At 70.7% G+C, this 19,193-nt stretch carries 13 protein-coding genes; 6 read left to right on the top strand and 7 right to left on the bottom strand.

Annotated elements, in window-relative coordinates:
- Window positions 1-3 precede the first annotated feature (3 nt).
- The gene (locus G6O54_RS23710; protein ID WP_500809980.1) at window positions 4-1,593 is read right to left on the bottom strand and encodes a thiamine phosphate synthase; all 1,590 of its coding nucleotides are present in this window, start codon (window positions 1,591-1,593) and stop codon (window positions 4-6) included.
- A 226-nt stretch (window positions 1,594-1,819) separates the two neighbouring features.
- On the opposite strand from G6O54_RS23710, the gene G6O54_RS23705 reads away from it, so the two are divergent.
- On the top strand, window positions 1,820-2,419 hold the full coding sequence (locus tag G6O54_RS23705) for a glutathione peroxidase (RefSeq protein WP_304511162.1): 600 nt from the start codon (window positions 1,820-1,822) through the stop codon (window positions 2,417-2,419).
- Window positions 2,420-2,611: 192 nt separating this feature from the next.
- Here G6O54_RS23705 and G6O54_RS23700 read toward each other — a convergent pair whose 3' ends face one another.
- The gene (locus G6O54_RS23700; RefSeq protein ID WP_165228730.1) at window positions 2,612-3,430 is read right to left on the bottom strand and encodes a hypothetical protein; all 819 of its coding nucleotides are present in this window, start codon (window positions 3,428-3,430) and stop codon (window positions 2,612-2,614) included.
- 566 nt (window positions 3,431-3,996) lie between these two features.
- On the opposite strand from G6O54_RS23700, the gene G6O54_RS23695 reads away from it, so the two are divergent.
- The 3 genes from G6O54_RS23695 (at window position 3,997) to G6O54_RS23685 (ending at window position 10,489) form a co-directional block, all read left to right on the top strand.
- Complete coding sequence (locus G6O54_RS23695) at window positions 3,997-7,266, top strand: tetratricopeptide repeat protein (RefSeq protein WP_165228747.1); 3,270 nt, start codon at window positions 3,997-3,999, stop codon at window positions 7,264-7,266.
- Window positions 7,267-7,318: 52 nt separating this feature from the next.
- Complete coding sequence (locus G6O54_RS23690; protein WP_250847034.1) at window positions 7,319-8,290, top strand: MotA/TolQ/ExbB proton channel family protein; 972 nt, start codon at window positions 7,319-7,321, stop codon at window positions 8,288-8,290.
- Window positions 8,291-8,392: 102 nt separating this feature from the next.
- Entirely contained in the window at window positions 8,393-10,489 is a 2,097-nt protein-coding gene (locus G6O54_RS23685) for a hypothetical protein (RefSeq protein ID WP_165228745.1), read from the top strand.
- Window positions 10,490-10,504: 15 nt separating this feature from the next.
- On the opposite strand, the gene G6O54_RS23680 is transcribed toward G6O54_RS23685, so the two are convergent.
- The 5 genes from G6O54_RS23680 to G6O54_RS23660 all read right to left on the bottom strand — a co-directional run bounded on the left by G6O54_RS23680 (window position 10,505) and on the right by G6O54_RS23660 (window position 16,868).
- Window positions 10,505-11,719: an ABC transporter permease gene (locus G6O54_RS23680; RefSeq protein WP_165228742.1), complete on the bottom strand. Its 1,215-nt coding sequence runs from the start codon at window positions 11,717-11,719 to the stop codon at window positions 10,505-10,507.
- Complete coding sequence (locus tag G6O54_RS23675; RefSeq protein ID WP_165228740.1) at window positions 11,716-12,441, bottom strand: ABC transporter ATP-binding protein; 726 nt, start codon at window positions 12,439-12,441, stop codon at window positions 11,716-11,718. The genes G6O54_RS23680 and G6O54_RS23675 overlap by 4 nt, the downstream gene beginning before the upstream one ends.
- 47 nt (window positions 12,442-12,488) lie before the next feature.
- Window positions 12,489-13,808, bottom strand: coding sequence for an efflux RND transporter periplasmic adaptor subunit (locus tag G6O54_RS23670; RefSeq protein ID WP_165228738.1), 1,320 nt, complete (start codon window positions 13,806-13,808; stop codon window positions 12,489-12,491).
- A 67-nt stretch (window positions 13,809-13,875) separates the two neighbouring features.
- A complete protein-coding gene (locus G6O54_RS23665; RefSeq protein ID WP_165228736.1) occupies window positions 13,876-14,637 on the bottom strand; it encodes a hypothetical protein in 762 nt (253 codons plus the stop codon).
- Window positions 14,638-14,888: 251 nt separating this feature from the next.
- On the bottom strand, window positions 14,889-16,868 hold the full coding sequence (locus G6O54_RS23660; RefSeq protein ID WP_165228734.1) for a hypothetical protein: 1,980 nt from the start codon (window positions 16,866-16,868) through the stop codon (window positions 14,889-14,891).
- A 391-nt stretch (window positions 16,869-17,259) separates the two neighbouring features.
- Here G6O54_RS23660 and G6O54_RS23655 point away from each other — a divergent pair, with 391 nt between their 5' ends.
- Window positions 17,260-18,174: an NYN domain-containing protein gene (locus G6O54_RS23655; protein ID WP_205679013.1), complete on the top strand. Its 915-nt coding sequence runs from the start codon at window positions 17,260-17,262 to the stop codon at window positions 18,172-18,174.
- A gap of 575 nt (window positions 18,175-18,749) precedes the next feature.
- On the top strand, window positions 18,750-19,175 hold the full coding sequence (locus G6O54_RS23650) for a DUF2716 domain-containing protein (protein ID WP_165228732.1): 426 nt from the start codon (window positions 18,750-18,752) through the stop codon (window positions 19,173-19,175).
- Window positions 19,176-19,193: the final 18 nt, after the last annotated feature.

Genomic DNA, 19,193 nt, shown 5'->3' with positions numbered 1-19,193 from the left:
GGATCAATCGTCGTGGGGGTCCTCGTCGGCGGACTCGGCGTCCCTCTCGGGGGCCCGGCCTTCAAGCCGGGCCTTCAGCCGGGCCGCGGCCCGCCGCGGGCGATCGGCCCGGACGACGGCGGCGCTGACCGCGATCCTCGAGGCGCCCGCCTCGAGGACCCGGCCGAGATTCTCTTCCCCGATCCCCCCGATCGCGAACCAGGGCAGCGAGGTCATCTCGGCCGCGGCCCGGACGTGGGCGAGCCCGGCCAGCTCCGGCTCGGCGAAGTCCTTGGTGGCGCTCGGGAAGACCGGGCCGACGCCCAGGTAGTTGGCCCCGGCGAGGATCGCCGCGTCGAGCTGCGGCCGATCGTGGGTGGAGACGCCGATCAGCATGTTCGGGCCGACGATCCGCCGCGCATCCCGGACCGAGACGTCATCCTGGCCCAGGTGGACGCCATCGGCCGAGGCCAGCTTCGCCAGGTCGGGCCGATCGTTCAGGATGAATCGGGCCTTCGCCTGGGCCGTGAGGATCCGGACCTCGCGGGCGCGGCTGAGGAGCTCGCGATCCGGGAGCCCCTTCTCGCGAAGCTGGATCACGTCGGCCCCCCCCTCGAGCGCCTCGCCGACGACCCACGTCAGGTCACCCATCGTCTTCAGGCCGCCGACCAGCACCATCAGCCTGGCCTCGCCGAGGCCGCGATACGCGTGGACCGCGGTGAGCGTCAGCTTCTCGAGGGTGTAGACGTCGTAGCGGAGGATCTCGAACCGGCCGCCGAGCCAGACGTCGACGAGCTTGCCATATTCCTCGAGCGTCCTCAGGGCCTCGGCGGCCCGCTTGAAATTCGCCGTGAGCACGGCCCGGGGGTTCTCGCGGACCCCCTCGGAATGGGTCATGATGTGCGTCCCGACGTCTTCCCGGGTCTCTCGCGAGCCGATCAGCAGGTCGGCGTCGAATCCGCGGAGGGCGTCGGCGAGTCGATGGCGGACTTCCTTGAGGCGGCGAGTCAGGCCCGGGTCGTCGAGGACGAAGCGGACGTAGTCTTCCGCCACCCGCAGGCCCTCCCTCGCGCGGTTCGCGGAGGCGTCGAGGATCCGGCCGATCTCGACCGACCGGGCGGCGTCGGAGAGGTCGAGCGGGGCCATCCCCTCGGGCGGAGCGATCGGCTCGGCGACGGGGTCGAACGTGTGCTCGAGGTGCTCGCGGAGGCGAACGAGATCGAGGCCCGGCGCGAGCCGCTCCTCGATCAAGGGCGAGGGGACGGCGAGCACCCCGGCCAGCAGGTGCTCGGTCCCGACGTCCGCGCCGCGGTCGACCGCCCGGGCCCTCGAGGCCGCATGGCTGAGGGCCGACATGACCTCATTCGACAGCGGTAGCGCCTGGACCTGGGGGGGCGGCTCCGGCCAGGCCGGCTCGCCGACTTCCAGCCCGAGGGCCTTCAGCAGGTCGGCCGGCGCCATCCCGAACTGCGTCAAGAGCGTGGCCGCCTGGCTGTCCTCGTCGTCGGCCAGGCCGGCGAGCAGATCGAGCGGCTCCACGGCGGGGCTCTGCCTCCCCCGGGCCCTGGCCCGGGCATGGGTCAAGGCCCTCTCCGCTCCGGGTGTGAATGCCATGAACATGGTAGGCGCCCCCGCGTCGATCCGACCCGACCGCGGTCGATGCCGGCCGGAACACTTGAAATTCCGAGAATCGCTCTGCAAGATGAACTTCAGGCCGATACGGTTTGCCGCACTCACGCGGCGACATCTCCTGCCTTCCGTCCGCCCGCCGCACCGATTGGCTCGACGTGCCGACACCCCGCCCGGATCCCCTCGTCATGGCCCCATAGGACTCGTCATCGTGCTTGACCGCATCGCCTCCCTGGTCGCGCCGGCCGCCGCGGCCGCACTCCTGACCGCGGCCCTGCCCTCATTCAGCAGCCTCGCCCAAACCCCCTCAAAGGAGCCCGCATCGGTCCTCGGCTTCACCGTCAAGGACATCGATGGCAAGGACGTCCCCCTGTCCAAATTCAAGGGCAAGGTCTGCCTGATCGTCAACACCGCCAGCCAGTGCGGATACACCCCGCAGTACGCCCAGCTCGAAGCGATCTATGAGAAGTACAAGGATCAGGGGTTCGAGGTCCTGGCCTTCCCGGCCAACGAGTTCGGAACCCAGGAGCCGGGGACGAACGAGCAGATCAAGCAGTTCTGCTCCGCGAAGTACAAGGTCAGCTTCCCGCTCTTCTCGAAGATCGTCGTCAAGGGGAAGGAGATCCATCCCCTCTACGCGTTCCTGACGGGCCACGCCACGGACCCGAAGTTCTCCGGCGACATCCCCTGGAATTTCACAAAGTTCCTGGTCGACCGCAAGGGCGAGGTCATCGGCCGGTTCTTGCCCAAGGACAAGCCCGACTCTCCCGAGTTGACGGCCGCGATCGAGAAGTCCCTGAGCGAGAAATGACCCGCCCGGGACGATGATGACGCCTCCTGCATGCCTCCCGGAGTGCCATCCGGGAGGCTTTCTTCTTTGCTCTTCGCTCATCCTCGCGGCACGCCCGGCGTTCTTCATTTCCAGCCGAGGCGCAATGAAAACCCCGGCCTGATGCAGGCCGGGGACAGTTTGGAAGGATACCAGGACCGGGACAGCCGTCGCTCAGGCCTTCTTGACGCTGAACGAGGCGGGCTTGGGGATCGGCGGAGCGGGCGAAGGCACGGCCGGAGGGGCGATGCTCGGGACCGCCGGGGCGGCAGGCGCCGCGGGGATGCTCGGGACCGGAGGAGCAGCCGGGGCGGGAGCCGGAGGAGCCTCGGTCGTTACCGGAGCCGAGGCAGCCGGGGCGGCCTTGCCGGGAAGCACCGGGGCGGACTGAAGCACCGGGGCGACCTTCGTCGGAACGGCCGGGGCCTGAGCGACCGGGGCGACCTTCGTCGGGACCGCAGGGGCCACCGCGACCGGCGCGACCTTCGTCGGCACGGCCGGGGCCTGGGCGACCGGCGCGACGGCAACCGGGGCGACCTTCGTCGGCACGGCCGGCGACTGCGTGGCCGGGGCCACCGCGATCGGCGCGACCTTCGTCGGGACCGCAGGAGCGACGGCGATGGGCGCGACCTTCGTCGGCACGGCCGGCGACTGCGTGGCGGGCGCCACCGCGATCGGCGCGACCTTCGTCGGCACGGCCGGCGACTGCGTGGCCGGGGCCACCGCGATCGGCGCGACCTTGGTCGGAACGGCCGGGGCCTGGGCGACCGGCGCGACGGCGACCGGCGCGACCTTGGTCGGAACGGCCGGGGCCTGGGCGACCGGCGCGACCTTCGTCGGAACGGCCGGGGCCTGAGCGACCGGCGCGACGGCGACCGGCGCGACCTTGGCCGGGGCCTGCGGCGCCGGCAACTGCTTGGATGGGGCTTGTGCGAACGCCGAGCCGGCGACCAGCGCCGCGGCAGCCGCACCGAGTACCCGAGAGGCCATCATGGGAGCTTTCTCCATTGTTGCAACGAAGTCTCACAACTGACTCGGTGCCGCCACACGAGGGCGGACCGTTTGTGGTATATTCCGGGCCACCGGCCCAGACAACCACAAAGACTGGGGACTTTGCGGGTTTTTAGTAGAATAAATCGAGCCGAAGTTCAAGTCCAGCGTGAACTCAGGTCTGAGGAGGGAAAAAAGGCGGGCGGGTGGAACCTGGGTGGTTTCGCAGACATTAGCGATTTTACCGAGATTGCGAGCGAACTGTCAGGGGGAAGCCCGGCTTGGAACGCAATTCCGCGACGCGGCCTTGCGAGGCTGCGATACGGGGTTCGAAATCGAGCCGAGTCGGCGAGTCTTCACGCGGCCCTGTCGTCCCTCCTCTTGAGGATTCGGAGCATCCGAGGCTATAAGGGAGTGGGCCCGAGACCGAGGGTCTCGGTCGGATCCGATGTACCCCCGGAAAATGGAGCAAGGGGGGCACATTCTCTCAATTCTTCCTGCCATCCGGTACGAAATCGAGAGGAAGGAGCGTCGGCGAGAGCCCAGCAAGGAGGGAGAGTCCGACCTTGATGCGGTCCCCTGCTTCGAGATCCGAATCCGCCGTCGAGCTCGACCGATCGCCGCATCGACCGTCGGCGAGGGACCGCGGACATCGCAACCTGCTGCTGATGTTCGTGGCGACGCTCGGCCTGGTGGCGATTCCCGCCCTGGCCCAGGAGTCTCAGCCGAGGTCCGCCAGCCCGTCGGGCCGGCCGATCCCGGAAGAGCTGGCGTTCGCTCATGGGCTCTTCCGGCAGCGCAAGTTCGACCTTGCGGCCGAGGAATATCAGAAATTCCTCGATTCGAAGCCCATCCGCTCGGACGCGGATGACGCGCGGTTCGGGCTGGCCAGCGCCCGGCTCTTCCAGGGGCGGTACAAGGAAGCCCGCCAGGGATTCCGGCAATTCCTCGACGCGGCGCCGGATCACCCCCGGGCGCGGACGGCCTGGTATCGGCTGGGCGAGCTCGGTTACATGCTCGGCGACCTCCCAGGGGCCCGTTCCGCGCTCGAGACCTTCGTGGCCGATCCGAACAAGCATACCAACCTGGAGACCGCCTGGACCTACCTGGGAGACGTCCGGCTTGCACTCGGAGACCTCAAGCCGGCCCGCGAGGCCTACGAGCGGTCCCTCGCCCTCTTCCCCGGCGGGTCGCTCGCCGATCGCGCCCGCTATGGCCTGGGCCGTGCCCTCGCCGGGCTCGGCGAGACCGATGCCGCGGTGAAGACGTTCACCGCCCTGGCCGGACAGGGGAGGGCGGACTGGACCGACCGGGCCTACTTCCAGATGGCCAGGGCCCAGGCGGCCGCGGGGAGGCATGCCGACGCCGTGAAGTCGCTGGAGCGGCTCGCCCTCGCCGCGCCGAAGAGCGTCCTGAAGCCCGAGGCAGACCTGCTCCGCGCCGAGGAGCTCGTGGAGTCGGACCGGGCCGACGAGGCCGATGCGCTGCTTCGCCCCCTCGTCCGGGACGCGGGCGAGCCGCTGGCGCCCCGCGCGGCCCTCGCCCTGGCCACCTCGCTCCTGAAGCGAAATCAGGCGACCGACGCCATCCCGATCCTGGACTCCGCGATCGAGAAGTTCCCGCAGTCGACGCTCGCTCCCGCGCTCCTCTTCCGGTCGGGCGAGGCGCTCGTCGCGTTGAAGCGCACCGAGGAGGCGAGGCGTCGCTTCCTGAAGGTCGGAGAGCTCGAACCTGCCGACACCTGGTCGGACGACGCCCTCGCGCGCGCCGCCCGCCTCGCCGAGGACGCCGGAGATCATGCCGAGGCGATCCGCCTGGCTCGGTCCTTCGACGGGCGATTCAAGGACAGCCCGATGCGTCGGGAGGTCCGCCTCATCGAGGCCAGGGCCCAGCTCAATTCCAACCGCCCGGACGAGGCGATCCGGATCCTCGAGCCGATCGTCGAGGCCGGCGATGACGGCAAGACGCCCCGGGGCCCCGTCGCCTCCGCCCGGTTCGACCTGGCGCGAGCCTATCGCGAGTCGAAGCGGCCCGAGAAGGCGGCCGCCCTGCTCGCCGGCCTGGCCGAGGCCCCCGCGACGCCGCTCGCGGCCGAGGCCCAGTTCCTGATCGGCCAGGAGCACATCGAGAATCGGAGGCCCGAGCAGGCCATCGGCCCGCTCCAGGCTTACCTGAAGGCGAAGCCGGACGGAGACGTCGCCGACGCGGCCCTCGCGCATCTCGCCGCCGCATGGGCCTCGACCGGTAAGCTGGACGAGGCGGAGAAGACGCTGGGCGTCCTGGCGGCACGGTTCCCGCGCAGCAAGAGCCTCCTGCCGACCCGGCTCCGGCTGGCCGAGGCCGAATTCGACGCGGGCCACGAGGCCCGCGCCGCGGAGATCTTCCGGCAGGTCCTCGACGACGAGCCGACGAAGTCCGGGGCGCAGGCTGTTGGGGAGCTCGATCCGGCGATCCGGGGGAGGGCGCGGCTGGGTCTCGCCCGCAGCCTCTGGAAGCTCGGCAAGCCGGCCGAGGCGGCTCCGGCCTTCGCCGCCTACCTCAAGGACTCGGCGCAGGACCCGGCCGCACCGGCCGCGGCCCTCGACCTGGCGGCGACCCTCGCCGCCTCGGGCCAGGCCGATCCGGCGATCGCCGCCTATCGGTCGCTGGCGGAGCAGTATCCGAAATCGCCGGAACGGTCTCGCGCGGACCTCGGTCGGGCCAGGCTGCTGGCCTCGTCGGCGCACCCGCAAGAGGCGGCGGACCTGTACGTGGCCATCCTCGCGGCCAGGCCGGACGGGCCGAAGGTCGAGGCGACCGGCGAGGCGACGGACAACCTCCTCGCCGAGCTCGGCTGGGCACTCGTGGACGCCCACAAGCTGCCCCAGGCGGACGCGGCCTTCGAACGCCTGCTGAAGGAGCACCCGAAGAGCCCGCGGGCGCTGGAGGCCCGGTTCAACCTCGCCGAGTCGGCGAGCGAGGCCGGGCAGCCTCGCCGGGTGCTCGAGATCCTCGAGCCGGCGATGGCCGCGACCGAGCCGACGGCCACATCCTCGACGCCGGCGACGCCCGCCGCGGCCCGCTTCCTCCCCCTGATGCTCTACCGCAAGGCGCGGACGCAGGCCGAGCTCGACGACTGGGCCGGGGTCTCGGCGACGGCGGGGCGGTTCGTCCGCGACTATTCGAACCACCCGCGGGCCCGAGAGGCCAGGCTGCTCGGCGCCGAGGCGGACCTGAGGCTGGGTCGTGCCGAGGCCGCGGAGGCCGCGCTCGATGCACTCGAGCGGTCGCCCGCCGCGCCCGCCGCCGCCGCCGAGGGATTCACCCGGCTCGTCCGCGAGCGGCACGTCCAGGCGCTCGTGGGCGTCAAGCGATGGAACGAGGCCCTCACCCGCGCCGAGGCCCTGAGGAAGGAGCTGCCGGCCGACGACCCGGCCGTCGCGGAGCTCGACCTGGCTCGTGGCCGCGCCCTCCTGGGCATGGGCCGGCCGGACGATGCCCGTGCCGCCTTCCAGTCCGTCATCGCCGGCCGCAAGGGGAGCGACCTCGCCGCCCAGGCCCTGCTGCTCCGCGGCGAGACCTACTTCCACCAGGACCGCTTCCGGGAGGCACTCTCGGAGTTCCTCAAGGTCGACGCGCTCTACGACGCCCCGCGCTGGGAGGCCGCCGCGCTCCTCGAGGCCGGGAAGGTCCACGAGCGACTCTCCCAGTGGGCGGACGCGGCCGAGACCTATGACCGGCTCTGCACCTCGCCGCGGTTCAAGGACGATCCCCACCTCCCCGAGGCGAGGACTCGGCTGGAGGTCATGCGCCGGCAGCACGGCGCGCCCGGCCCGAAACCCGCGGCCCGGGTCCCCTGAGCCGAGGCCATTCCCGTTCACGGAACGATCCCCCCTGGGAAGGAACCCGACCATGCGATCACAGGCCGCCTCGAATCGATGCCTCCGAATGGTCGCGGTGCTCGCCGGCTTGCTCGCCTCCGCGGCCGTGGGAGCCGCCGCCAGGGCGGACGAGGCGGACACGCCGCGGGCGGCGTCGGAGCTGCTCGACACATCGGCCCTGACCCGGCTGGCGGCCCGGACGTTCATCGACGCGGCGACCTGGTATCGCCGCACGCCCCCCGGCGAGCGGATGACGTGGGGGGGCCTCGCGGCCGCGGCGGTGCTCGGCGTCTGGGTCCTCGCGGAGGGGCTCTTCCGACTCCGGCGGCGGCGGGTCATCCCGGCCGATTTCGCGGCCCGGTTCCTGGACAGGCTCCACGAGGGGAAGCTCGACGGCGGCAAGGCGCTCGATTATTGCGAGATGAACCCGAGCCCCGCCGCGCGGGTCGCCCTCGCCGCGGTCCGGCGGTGGGGACGCCCCGCCGCCGATCTCGAGCGCGCGGTGGTCATCGCGCATCGGGTCGAGGCGGACCGCCTGAGGCGGAACGTAGGCACCCTCCGACGGATCGCCGCGCTGGCGCCGCTGCTCGGGCTGCTGGGCTCGCTCATGGCGATCGGGCGAGTCCTGGCGAGCCGGCCGATCGACGGCTCGTCCGGCTCGCTGGGCACGGCGCTCGCCTCGGCCCTGACGCCGCTGACCCTGGGCGTGGCCGTGGCGACGCTCGCCCTGGTCGCCTACGATGCCCTGGTCGGCCGGATCGAACGGCTCGCCGGCGCCCTCGACCGGCTCGGGGCGGAGACGATCGACGCGATCGCGATGGCCAAGCCCGCGGTCTCCCCGCTCCTGACGGTCGAGCCGTCGGGGACCCGGTCGTTCGGGGCCCACTCCGGTCACGCCGGCCCGTCGCCGGGCGCACATCCTCCCCACCAGGCTCCCGCGGAGCGTCGCCGGCCGGCGGAGCCCTCGCGGCGACCGGGCGCGGACCACGAGATCGGATTCTGATCGCCGCCCCGCCGGTCGACTCGCGGCCGGTCGGTGGGACGGGCTATGATGGGTCGCCGGGGCGACACCCCGGCGATCATCCGAAGGAGTGTCATGGGCGGAATGGACGGCGGACTGGACCTGGAAACCTTCTTGCTCCTGTCCCGGACCGACCTGGGCGTATGGGCCCTCCTCGGGGCCGGCACGCTGGTGCTCGGCCTCCTCGTCTGGTCCTGCTGGGGATCCCGTCGCGCCCTCCGGAAGTGCGTGGCCCTCTCCATCGCCGCCCATGCGGGGCTGGCCTTCTACGGCAGCGGCGTGCCGTCGATCTCCCGGGCACTCGGCTCGAAGGCTCGCGACGGGGCGGACGCCGATCGCCACATCCGTCGGATCCGCGTCGCCCCCGTGGCCGACGGGAACGCCGGCGTCGCCGCGCCGCGGCCCGGCGCGGACGGGGCCCCCAGGGGGACTTCCGGCGTCGCCGCACGCTCGCCCGACCTCGCCCTCGAGCCGCTGGCGCTGGCGACCGCCCTGCCCCAGCCCGGGCGCGCGGACGGACTCCTCCAGAGGGAGCCGCCGGCGCCCCTCCTGGCGCCGAGCACGCCGGCGCCCCGATCGCCGATCGCGATGGCCCGGGCCGCCCCTTCCGTCGCGATCCCTCCGACGGGGTCGCTCCCCGAGGCCCGATCCCTGCCCGCCCGATCGGAGCCCGGTCCCGCGTCGGCGGCTCCGGCCGCGGCGACCGAAGGGGACCTCGGCCAGTACGCCCCGGCGGTCGAGAAGCTGAAGGCCGGCCCCACGCCGGGCCGGTCCGCGGTCCCCTCGTCGGCCCTGTCGGCCCTGCCTCGCGCCGACCTCCGCGGCGAACGGGGCCGCGAGGCCCCCCCGGCGGGCCCTCCGACGCGGACGACGACCACGCCGGCGACGGTCGCGCCGATCCCCATCGTTCGGGCCATGCCGGGCTCCTCGACGCCTCACGAGTCCCCTCCGCTGGCGGACCTCACGGGCCCCCCCGGGGCGAGGAGCCTGACGGCGGTCCCCGAGATCTACCGGTCGCGACTGGACGCCAATCGATCCGCCCTGGCCGAGCGGGCCGGCGCGAGCCCGGCCAGCGAACAGGCCGTCGAGCGCGCGCTCGACTGGCTCGCCCGCCACCAGGACAGCGACGGCCGCTGGGACGGCGGCACGGCCCGCTACGACGACGGGGCCGCCGTCGCCGGCGACGACGACTTCACGGCCCACTGCCCCGCCGGCGAGACCTGCTTCGGGGAATGCGCCTACTGGGAGGCCGACACGGCGCTCACCGGCCTGGCGCTGCTCACCTACCTGGGAGCCGGCTACACGCACCGGGACGGGAAGCATGCCACCACCATCGGCAAGGGGATCGACTTCCTGATCTCCGCCCAGAAGCCCGACGGGGACCTCCGGGGCTCGAGCAAGGCGGTCGGGATGTACTGCCATGCGATGGCGACGCTGGCGCTCTGCGAGGCCTACGCCCTGAGCCTCGACGAGCGGCTGCGTGGCCCCGCGGAGCGGGCCGTCGGGTTCCTCGTCCGGGCCCGGGCGCAGGACGGGCTGGCGTGGCGGTATGCGCCCGGGGCGCCGGTCGGTGACACGAGCATCCTGGGGTGGGTCGTGATGGCCCTGAAGTCGGCCCGGGAGATCGGCCTGGCGGTCCCCGACCTGCCCGACATCGATCGGGGCGTGATCGCCTGGCTGGACCGAATCGCGACCGGCAACGACCGCGGCCTGGGCCGCTATCAGCCCTGGGAGCCCGTGACCTCCACCATGACGGCCGAGGCGTGGGTCTGCCGCCAGTTCCTCGGGGTCGGCGGCCCGGGCCCCGCCAGCGACGAGGCCGCATCCCACCTCCTCTCCCACCCCTCGGACCGGGGCGACTCCAATTACTACTACTGGTACTACGGCACGCTGGCGATGTATCAGCATGGCGGGCCGTCCTGGACCCGCTGGAACGCCCGGATCCGCGACCGGATCGTCAAGCTCCAGCGGGCCTCGGGCCATCCCGCCGGGAGCTGGGATCCCGACGAGAGCCTGTACGGGCCGCGCGGCGGCCGGATCTACGCGACGACGCTGGCCGCGCTCACGCTCGAGGTCTATTATCGCTACTTGCGGCTCTACGGCCGGCCGAGCCCGCCGGCGGGCGGCGCCGTGGCGGGCGAGGACAGCCCGCCGCTCGAGGGCCCGCTCCAGCGCCGCTGAGGCAGGTCGCGACGCTCATTCATGCCGCAGGGCGTCGATCGGATTGAGGAGCGCGGCCTTCATGGCCGGGACCAGGCCGAAGACCACCCCCGTCCCGGCCGAGATCCCGAAGCCGAGCGCGACCGCCCACCACGGGACGACCACGTCCACCATCTTGGGGTGCAGGCTCGCGAGGGCGCAGAGCCCGTAGCCCAGCGCGATGCCGGACGACCCGCCGAGCGCGCTGAGGCTGATGGCCTCGGTGAGGAACTGGACCAGGATGTCCCGCCGGCGGGCGCCGACCGCCTTCCGCAGGCCGATCTCGCGGGTCCGCTCGGTCACGCTCACGAGCATCACGTTCATGATCCCGATCCCGCCCACCAGGAGCGAGATCCCGACGATGCCGGCGAGCACCGCCGTCGCCACCAGGCTGAGGCTGTTGAACGTCTCGAGGATCTCGTCCTGGGTGAGGACCCGGAAGTCGTTCGGCTGGTAGGCGGACAGGCCGTGCCGCCGGCGGAGCAGGTTGATGATCTGCGCCCGGGCCTCCGGGACGGAGGCCTCGGCCACGGCCTGGGCGGTGACCGCCAGCCGGCGGCGGACCGTCGGATACATCTTCAGCGCCATCGTGTAGGGGATGAGCACGATGTCGTCCTGGCTGTTCCCCAGGAAGCTCCCCTTCTCGCCGAGGATCCCGATCACGCGGAACCGCCGCTCCGCGATCAGGATCGACTCGCCGAGGATCCCCTCGTCCAGGTTCAGCTTGCGGAGCACGTCGCGGCCGACGACGCAGACGTGATGGCCCTGCTCGATGTCCACCACGCTGAACGGCCGGCCCGCGTCCACCTCGTAGTTGCGGATCGCGTGGTAGGGCGCGGAGACGCCCTCGATCGGCACCGTCGCCTGGTCGCGGCCCGACTGCACCAGCAGGTTCGGCGGCCTCACCAGGGCCGAGACGCGGAGGACGGCCGGGCAGCCGATCTCGATCGCGGCGATGTCGCGCTCGTCGAGCTCGATCCGCCCCAGCCGCTTGCCCGCCTCGCCCGCCGGCCGCTCGGGCCAGACCCACATGGCGTTGGTCCCCAGCCCCTGGAGGAAATCCGCGACGTAGCGCGTGAATCCCTGGATCACGCCCACGACCGTGATCGTGGAGGTGACCGCGATCACGATCCCCAGGACCGTGAGCAGGGACCGCAGCCGGTGCGCCCAGAGCTGCTCCAGGGCGTTGGCGACGTTGGCGGCCGCGATCATGGGAGCCTCTCCTCGTCGCTCTCCACGCGGCCGTCCCGGATCCGGACGATCCGCCCGCAGCGGGCCGCGACGTCGGGCTCGTGGGTGACGATCACGATGGTCTGGCCCTCGCGATGGAGGTCGGCGAAGAGGTCGAGGATCTCCTCCCCGGTCCGCGTGTCGAGGTTCCCCGTCGGCTCGTCCGCGAGCAGGATGGCCGGCCCCTGGACGAGCGCCCGGGCGATCGCCACCCGCTGGCGCTGGCCGCCCGACATCTGGCTGGGCCGATGCCCCGAGCGATCGGACAGGCCGACCCGCGCCAGGACTTCCGCCCCGCGGCGGCGGCGATCGGCCCGGGACACGCCCGCGTAGATCAAGGGGAGCTCGACGTTCCGCGCCGCCGTCTGCCGCGGGAGCAGCTCGAACGTCTGGAAGACGAAGCCGATCCGGCGTCCCCGCACGCCGGCGAGCGTCGACTGGGAGAGCCGGGCGACATCCCGCCCGTCCAGCCGGTAGACGCCGGAGGTCGGGACATCCAGGCAACCGAGAATGTTCATCAACGTGGACTTCCCCGACCCCGACGGCCCCATGATCGCGACCAGCTCATTCTCCCGGATGATCAGGTCGACGCCCCGGAGGGCGTGGACCACCTCCGTACCCATGGGATAGGACTTGGTGATCCCCGAGAGCTCGATGATCGCGGGGGCCGGCGTCTCGGCATGGGCAGGGCGTTCCGGATCCATGACTCGTCCACCTCGACTCCGACTCGAACGATCGACCGGCGGCGGGGTCAATTCGCCGCGTCGAGCTCCGCCGCCGACGCGACCGGCTGGACCGTCGAACCGTCCTTGAGCTCGTCCAGGGCCCGGAAGGGGCCGACGATGACGCGCTCGTCCGGGCCGAGGCCCGACACGATCTCGACCCGCCGCTCGTCGCTCAGGCCGGTGTCCACGGGCCGGGCCCTCGCGACGTCGCCGTCGACGACGAACACGAGCTTGACGTAGCGGAGCTCGGCGTCGCGGGCCTTCTCCCCCGGCGACCGGGCGTTCCGGCCCGCCCACTCGCGGACGGCCGGGGTGTCAGGCAGGTCCTTCCGCCGGCGGTGCACCACCGCCTGGGCCGGGACGCTGACCGCCTCCTCCGAGCGCCGGACTTCCACCTCCACGGTGGCGCTCATCCCCGGCCTGAGCCTGTTGCCGTCCCCGCCGGCCGACTCCTGCGGCTGCGCGTCGATGCCGATGAGCGTCTCGAAGCTGATGACGTCGTCCTTCCGGGTCTTGCCCTGGGGCGCCACCGTCTGCACCCGGCCCGGCAGCGGCCGGAGCTGGTCGGCCACCAGGTAGACCTGGGCCGGCTGCCCCCGCCTCACCTGGAGGACGTCGGTCTCGTCCACGTCCGCGCGCATCCGCATGCGACCCATGCCGCTCACCTTCATCAGGACGGACCCCGGCAGGTTGGTCGTCCCGGCGATGACGATCTCCCCCTCGTCCACGTTCAGGTTCGAGACCACGCCGTCCATCGGGGCCGCGATCCGGGTGCGCTTCAGCTCCTCGTCGCTGCTCCGCCTCATCGCCTCGGCCTCCATGAGCTCGTTGCGGCTCATCAGGAGCGCCGCCCTGGCCTTCTCCAGGACGGTGAGCGAGTCGGCCCGCTCCGTGGGCGAGGCGAAGCCCCGGACCCGGAGCTTGGAATACTGCTCGACGTCGCGCTCGGCCTTGGCCAGCTCGGATTCGGACTGCTTGATCGCGGCCGTCAGCTTGGCGATCCGGGCGCACGCCGAGTCGAGGCGGGCCTTCGCCTCGGTCGCGTCCAGCTCCACCAGGGGGTCGTCGCGGAGGACGATGTCCCCCTCCTCGACGTGGACCGCGACCACTCGGCCGACGATCTGGGAGGCGATCTCGGCCTCCTCGATCGCCTCGATCTTCCCGGGCGCGGTGATCGTCTGGACGATCGGCCCGCGGGCGGCCGGCTCGGCCAGGACCTTTCGAGCGGGCTCTCGGGCCACCCGCCAGTCCAGCTCCATCCCCCCCGGCTCGCGGCTCCGGTTGGCCGCGAACAGGACCAGGATCACGAGCCCCAGGCCGAGCGCAAGCAGGGTCGTTCGCAGCATCCCAAGGTCCCCGCAGACGACGTCATCGCGGCCGGGCCAGGCGGTCCATCCCGCGGCCCCGGCCCGCTCATTCTACCAGCAGACTGAGGCGGATCGCCCCCCCCATCACGAGCGCCACGGACAGCCGAATCAGGGCCTCGAGGAGGGCGAGCGACAGGCAGAGGGCGGACGCCAGCCAGGCCGGCGAGTCCCCCCGCCGCGCGGCCTGGCACGCCATGACCGTCCACCCGGCCAGGGCGAAGAGCTCGACCTGGCGGAGCGCGAGCCAGAGCCAGGCCGGATGCGCCCCGGGGGGCAGGAAGAGGACCGCCGAGGTCTCCACGTCCGCGTCCCCCCGCCCGAGGGCCGCGGCCAGCCCGAGCCGGACCGCCAGCCCGAGCACCCAGAAGCCCTGGGCCATCGACGACTCGAACAGGGCCCGGTCGTAGCCGGGCGTCCTCCCCGCCAGCGCCGCGATCCCGGTGAACAGGGTCGCGACGAGCACGGCCCGGAAGGCCAGGGCCGCGGGCTCGACCAGGAAATCGCCGAGTGCGCCGATCACCGACCAGAACGACCGCGCGTCCCGCTGGTCGCGGATCGCCTTGCGGATCAGCTCTTCGCTCACCTCGCCCCGGATTCGGGACTCGACGCGCGATGCGCCCTCTTCTATGCCGGCGGCCAGCTCCGCCGCGGGAATCCCGCCGCCCCACCGCAACGACTGGAGGACGATGAAGATGCCTATCCAGGCGAGGAGGACGCGGCCGAAGCCGCCGGCCTTCACGACCCGCGGCCCGGTGTGGAAGTCCTGCGGACCCTCGTCGGCCGGCGTCGATGCGCCCGGGCTCGCCATCACGTCGGCCTTCCGTCATCAAGGGCCATCTTCAGCGACTCCCGGGAGATGCCGGCGCTCCCCGGGCATTGTACCCCGGTTGGGGGGTCGGAGTTTCGCATTCCTGGCAGGATTGTCCCCTCCCGCCCCCGGTCGCCGGGCCGTCACCTTTCGAAACGAACGCGACCGAGCCCGCCAGACGTGAATCCGGCGAGCTCGGTCGACAGGTCGGCATCTCGGACGGATGGGCACGTCGGCCCTCAGCCCGGAGATCAGTGCTGCGGCGAGGCCGCAGCCGCGGCCGCGGGGGCCGGGGCCGGGGCGGCCACGGTGACCGGCACCAGCACCTGGCGGGTCACGGCGACCTGGCGGGGGACCTGCCGCTGCTCGGTCTTGCAGGTCGTGACGGCGACCGTGTACGGGACCTGCTCGGCGTACTGCTCGGTGACGTTCTCGGTCACCTGCTTCTGCTGCGCCTGGTAGGTCGTCACCGGCACCGTGTAGGGCACCTGCACCGGGACCTGGCGGGTGACGTTCTCGGTCACCTGCTTCTGCTGTGCCTGGTAGGTCGTCACCGGCACCGTGTACGGGACCTGGACCGCATACTGCTGGGTGACGTTCTCGGTCACCTGCTTCTGCTGCGCCTGGTAGGTCGTCACCGGCACCGTGTAGGGCACCTGGACCGCATACTGCTGGGTGACGTTCTCGGTCACCTGCTTCTGCCGCGCCTGGTAGACGGTCGTCGGCACCGTGTACGGTACCTGGACCGCATACTGCTGGGTGGTGTTCTCGGTGACCTGCTTGTACACGGTCGTGGGGACCGTCTCGGTCCGCTGCTCGGCGACCTGGACGGTCGTCGTCACGGGGACGGTCTCGGTCACCTGCGAGGCCTGCATGGTGGTCACCGGGACCTGATACTGCTCGAGCTGCTGCACGTTCTCGACGTCCTGGACGAAGGTCGGGACGTACTCGAGGTGCGACTCGGGGACCTGGATGACCGTCTGCACGGGGACCTGGCGGGTCTTCGTCTGGGTCACGTAGGTCGTCTCCGGGATGTTGCGGACGACCGGCCGGGAGACGTAGACCTGCTGGCAGACGTAGCTGGTCTGGGTGATGCCGGCGACGCCGCCGCAAAGGCTACCCGCGCCGCCAACGCCACCGATGCCGCCGCAGGAGCCGCAACCGCCGCCGCAGCGGTGGCCGCAGAGATGGCCGCAGCCATGGCCCCGTCCGAGGCCGAGGAATCCACCGCCGGTGGCAACGCTGCCGGCGCCGGCCGGGCACCCCGCGGGGACGGTGGTGGTCACGGGGACCCTGCGATATTCGTAGCCCCCCTGCTCCTCCACGACCTGGCGGCAGGTGGTGACGGGCACGCTCTCGGTGTAGTTCTCGTTGACGTACTGGGTCTGCGTCCGGCTGACCAGGTTGGTGACGGTCTTCGGCTGCATGACCGTCCGGGTCACCGGCTTCTGGACGGTCACGTACCGCGACTGGGTCTGCATCGTCGTCACGGGATTGTAGACCGTCTTCGTGACCTGCTGGTTGACCGTCTGGGTCTTGGGGACGTACACCGTCGTCGTCCGCGTCTGGTTCACCGTCTCCGGCACGGTCCGCGTCACGGGGACGGTCTGGGTCCGCATCTCGGTCCGGTACTGGGTCTGATTGACCGTCACCGGGACGTTCTCGGTCACGGTCTTCGTCACCGGGACGGTCTGGGTCTTGTACTCGGTCCGGTACTGGGTCTGGTTCACCGTCACCGGCACGTTCTCGGTCACGACCTTGGTCACCGGAACGGTCTGGGTCTTGTACTCGGTCCGGTACTGGGTCTGATTCACCGTGACGGGGACGTTCTCGGTCACGGTCTTCGTCACCGGCACCGTCTCGGTCTTGTACTCGGTCCGGTACTGGGTCTGATTCACCGTGACGGGGACGTTCTCGGTCACGGTCTTCGTCACCGGCACCGTCCGGGTCTTCCACTCGGTCCGGTACTGGGTCTGGTTCACCGTGACGGGCACCTGCACCGTCTGAAGGTCGTAGACCGTCTCATAGGTCGTCTGACACTGGGGCACGAGCACCGTCGTGGTCCCGCCCTGGGCCGCCGGGGCCACCGCCGCGGCGCTCTGCGAACTGGGGGCCACCTGGCCATGCACCCGATTGGGGATGACGATCCCCATCCCGACCGCGCTGGCAAGGATCGCGCCGAGCACGACGCGCCGGCCAACCTTGCTGTCCCTACCTGGCTGCTGCTTCACGGTTGTCCTCCCCGAGATAAGTGCGTGCACGCACATGTCTCGCCTTGTTTGTCTGGATCCGACACTAAGCTTATACGCCCCACTTAGCCCGATTGCCACAATCCTGAAAATATCTCCGTTCGCTATTTTCTACCCATGCCGCTCCACAACTCCAGACATCCCTGGTTATCCAGTCAACCCTTCCCCCGATAATGGGCCGCAAAGTCTTGTGCTGGTATTGGTTGGTTGCGATCGAGGTCGTCATCGCTTAGCCTAGTGGTCCTGGTCCCGGAAAGCTGGCCGGGGGGATCTCCGTGCGGCGACCGGCGGTGCGGCCAGGGGCGCGGTCGGAACGCACACCTTTCCCTCGAATCCTGACATCTGTCCAGCCATGCAGCGAAGTCTTCCACTTATGTCCAAGACCGAACGCGAACGAAGCCTCGCCGTCTTCATCGACCTCGAGAACCTGGCGATGGGATTCCAGGGGCACCGAAAGATCCGCTTCGAGGTGCAGAAGGTGCTCGAGCGGCTGGTGGAGAAGGGGAAGCTCCTGGTGAAGAAGGCCTATGCCGACTGGAGCCGGTATCCCAGCTACACCGCGCCGTTCCACGAGTCCGCGATCGAGCTGATCGAGATCCCCAAGCGATCGCAGACGGGCAAGAACTCGGCCGACATCCGCCTGGTGGTGGATGCCATGGATCTGGCCTGGAGCAAGCCGCACGTCGACACCTTCGTGATCGTCTCCGGGGACTCGGACTTCTCGCCGCTCGTCTCCAAGCTGAAGGAGAACGGCAAGCACGTCATCGGCCTGGGGATGAAGGGCTCGACGTCGGAGCTGCTCCGGGACAACTGCGACGAGTTCATCTACTACGAGGACCTGGAGCGGCAGGAGGAGAACGAGCAGCGCCTGGCCACGAACCTGAATGCGTACCTGCCGCCGTCCCTCAACGAGAAGCAGCGCGAGGTCTTCAGCCTGCTCGTCGAGGCGTGCAACGCCCTCAGGCGAGAGAATCACGAGGTCCTCTACGCCTCGATGATCAAGGACACGATGAAGCGGAAGAAGCCGTCGTTCGACGAGAGCTACTACGGCTACCGGAGCTTCACGCACCTGATGGAAGACGCCGACAACCTCGCCCTGGTGGACATCGAGCGCAACCCCAAGAGCGGGACCTACGTCGTGACCCGGATCTGCGGCGAGGGCGAGGACCGCTCCCCGGGGACCATCTCCGATCGCCCGTCCGAGCCCGGCGCCAAGCCCACGCCAAGGCCGTCGCGAGGCCGGCATGGGAACGACAACTCGGGCGGGGGCGGGGGCCATCGTCGCTGATCGTTGAAAATAGCCACGATCAACATCCACCCGCCCCGGTGGTGGCGCCGATGGACGGGTCGGGCAGGAAAGAGAAGGCGGCGATGCGAGCCTTCCCCCGTCATTTCCGAAGACCCAGTCCATTGCTGTTTCCCCCGCCAGCGCCACCCGGGATCGGCGATCGGATCATCGTCCTGTCTGTCGTCATCGGCTTGACGGGCTACATCTGCCTCGCCACGACAAGCGCGGCACGTGCGATCCTCTTCAGTGATTGCGGACTTGGCCGCGATCAACCCTTCCTCGACCTGTATCTCCGCGTGCCGCTCGCCCTGGCCACGCTCGCCTTGATGTCCTGTGTCTCGACACGATACGTCCCGGCAGTCGCGAGGGTTGCGGCCATGGTCTCCGCCGGCCTGTGGGCGTGGTCGATCGGGGTTTCGCGAGGTTGGTGGTGAGGGCAGCAAGGCAAGCCTGAGTCGGGATGTAGAGCCTTGCGATATCGGCACTTCGACCCGCCGCGAAGCTCAGCCGATCTCGATCCGACTCGCTGCCACTGGCGCTCGCTTGGCTGGCTTCCGATCGATGACATCGAAATCATGTACCCGATCTGGGACGCGTGGACGACCAGGTTTGGCCACTACGAGCGATCCGGCGGCGATCCGGTCTTCCCACCACCGTTCCGGACCTGGGACCTTGCGTTCCTCTCTCGGCTCCCGGGTGAATTGGAGGAGATCGAGTCGGACTTGACGATGAGGATCCTCGCCGCCTTCCGGCACTGCACCCCGCGCGGAGAGCGACTCTGGGCCATCGAGCACTGGCAGCATACGTGGTATGAGTTCGATCCGCACGGCGGGATCACGGCCGCGACCCGCGACGAATGGGCGCTGCCGATCTTCCCCGATGGCGATTCGTACCACTTCGTGGCCATGGGCTTTAGCTACGGAGTGAGTGGAGACCGTCGCGGGAAGCTAACAGTGTTCGGCGAGACGATGCTGGCAGCTTTGGACGCCAACGGCGGCTGATTCATCGATCCCGGTCGA

The sequence above is a fragment of the Aquisphaera insulae genome (assembly GCF_011064615.1).
GTDB classification, from domain to species: domain Bacteria; phylum Planctomycetota; class Planctomycetia; order Isosphaerales; family Isosphaeraceae; genus Aquisphaera; species Aquisphaera insulae.
This window is presented reverse-complemented; position numbering and strand designations above follow the sequence as displayed.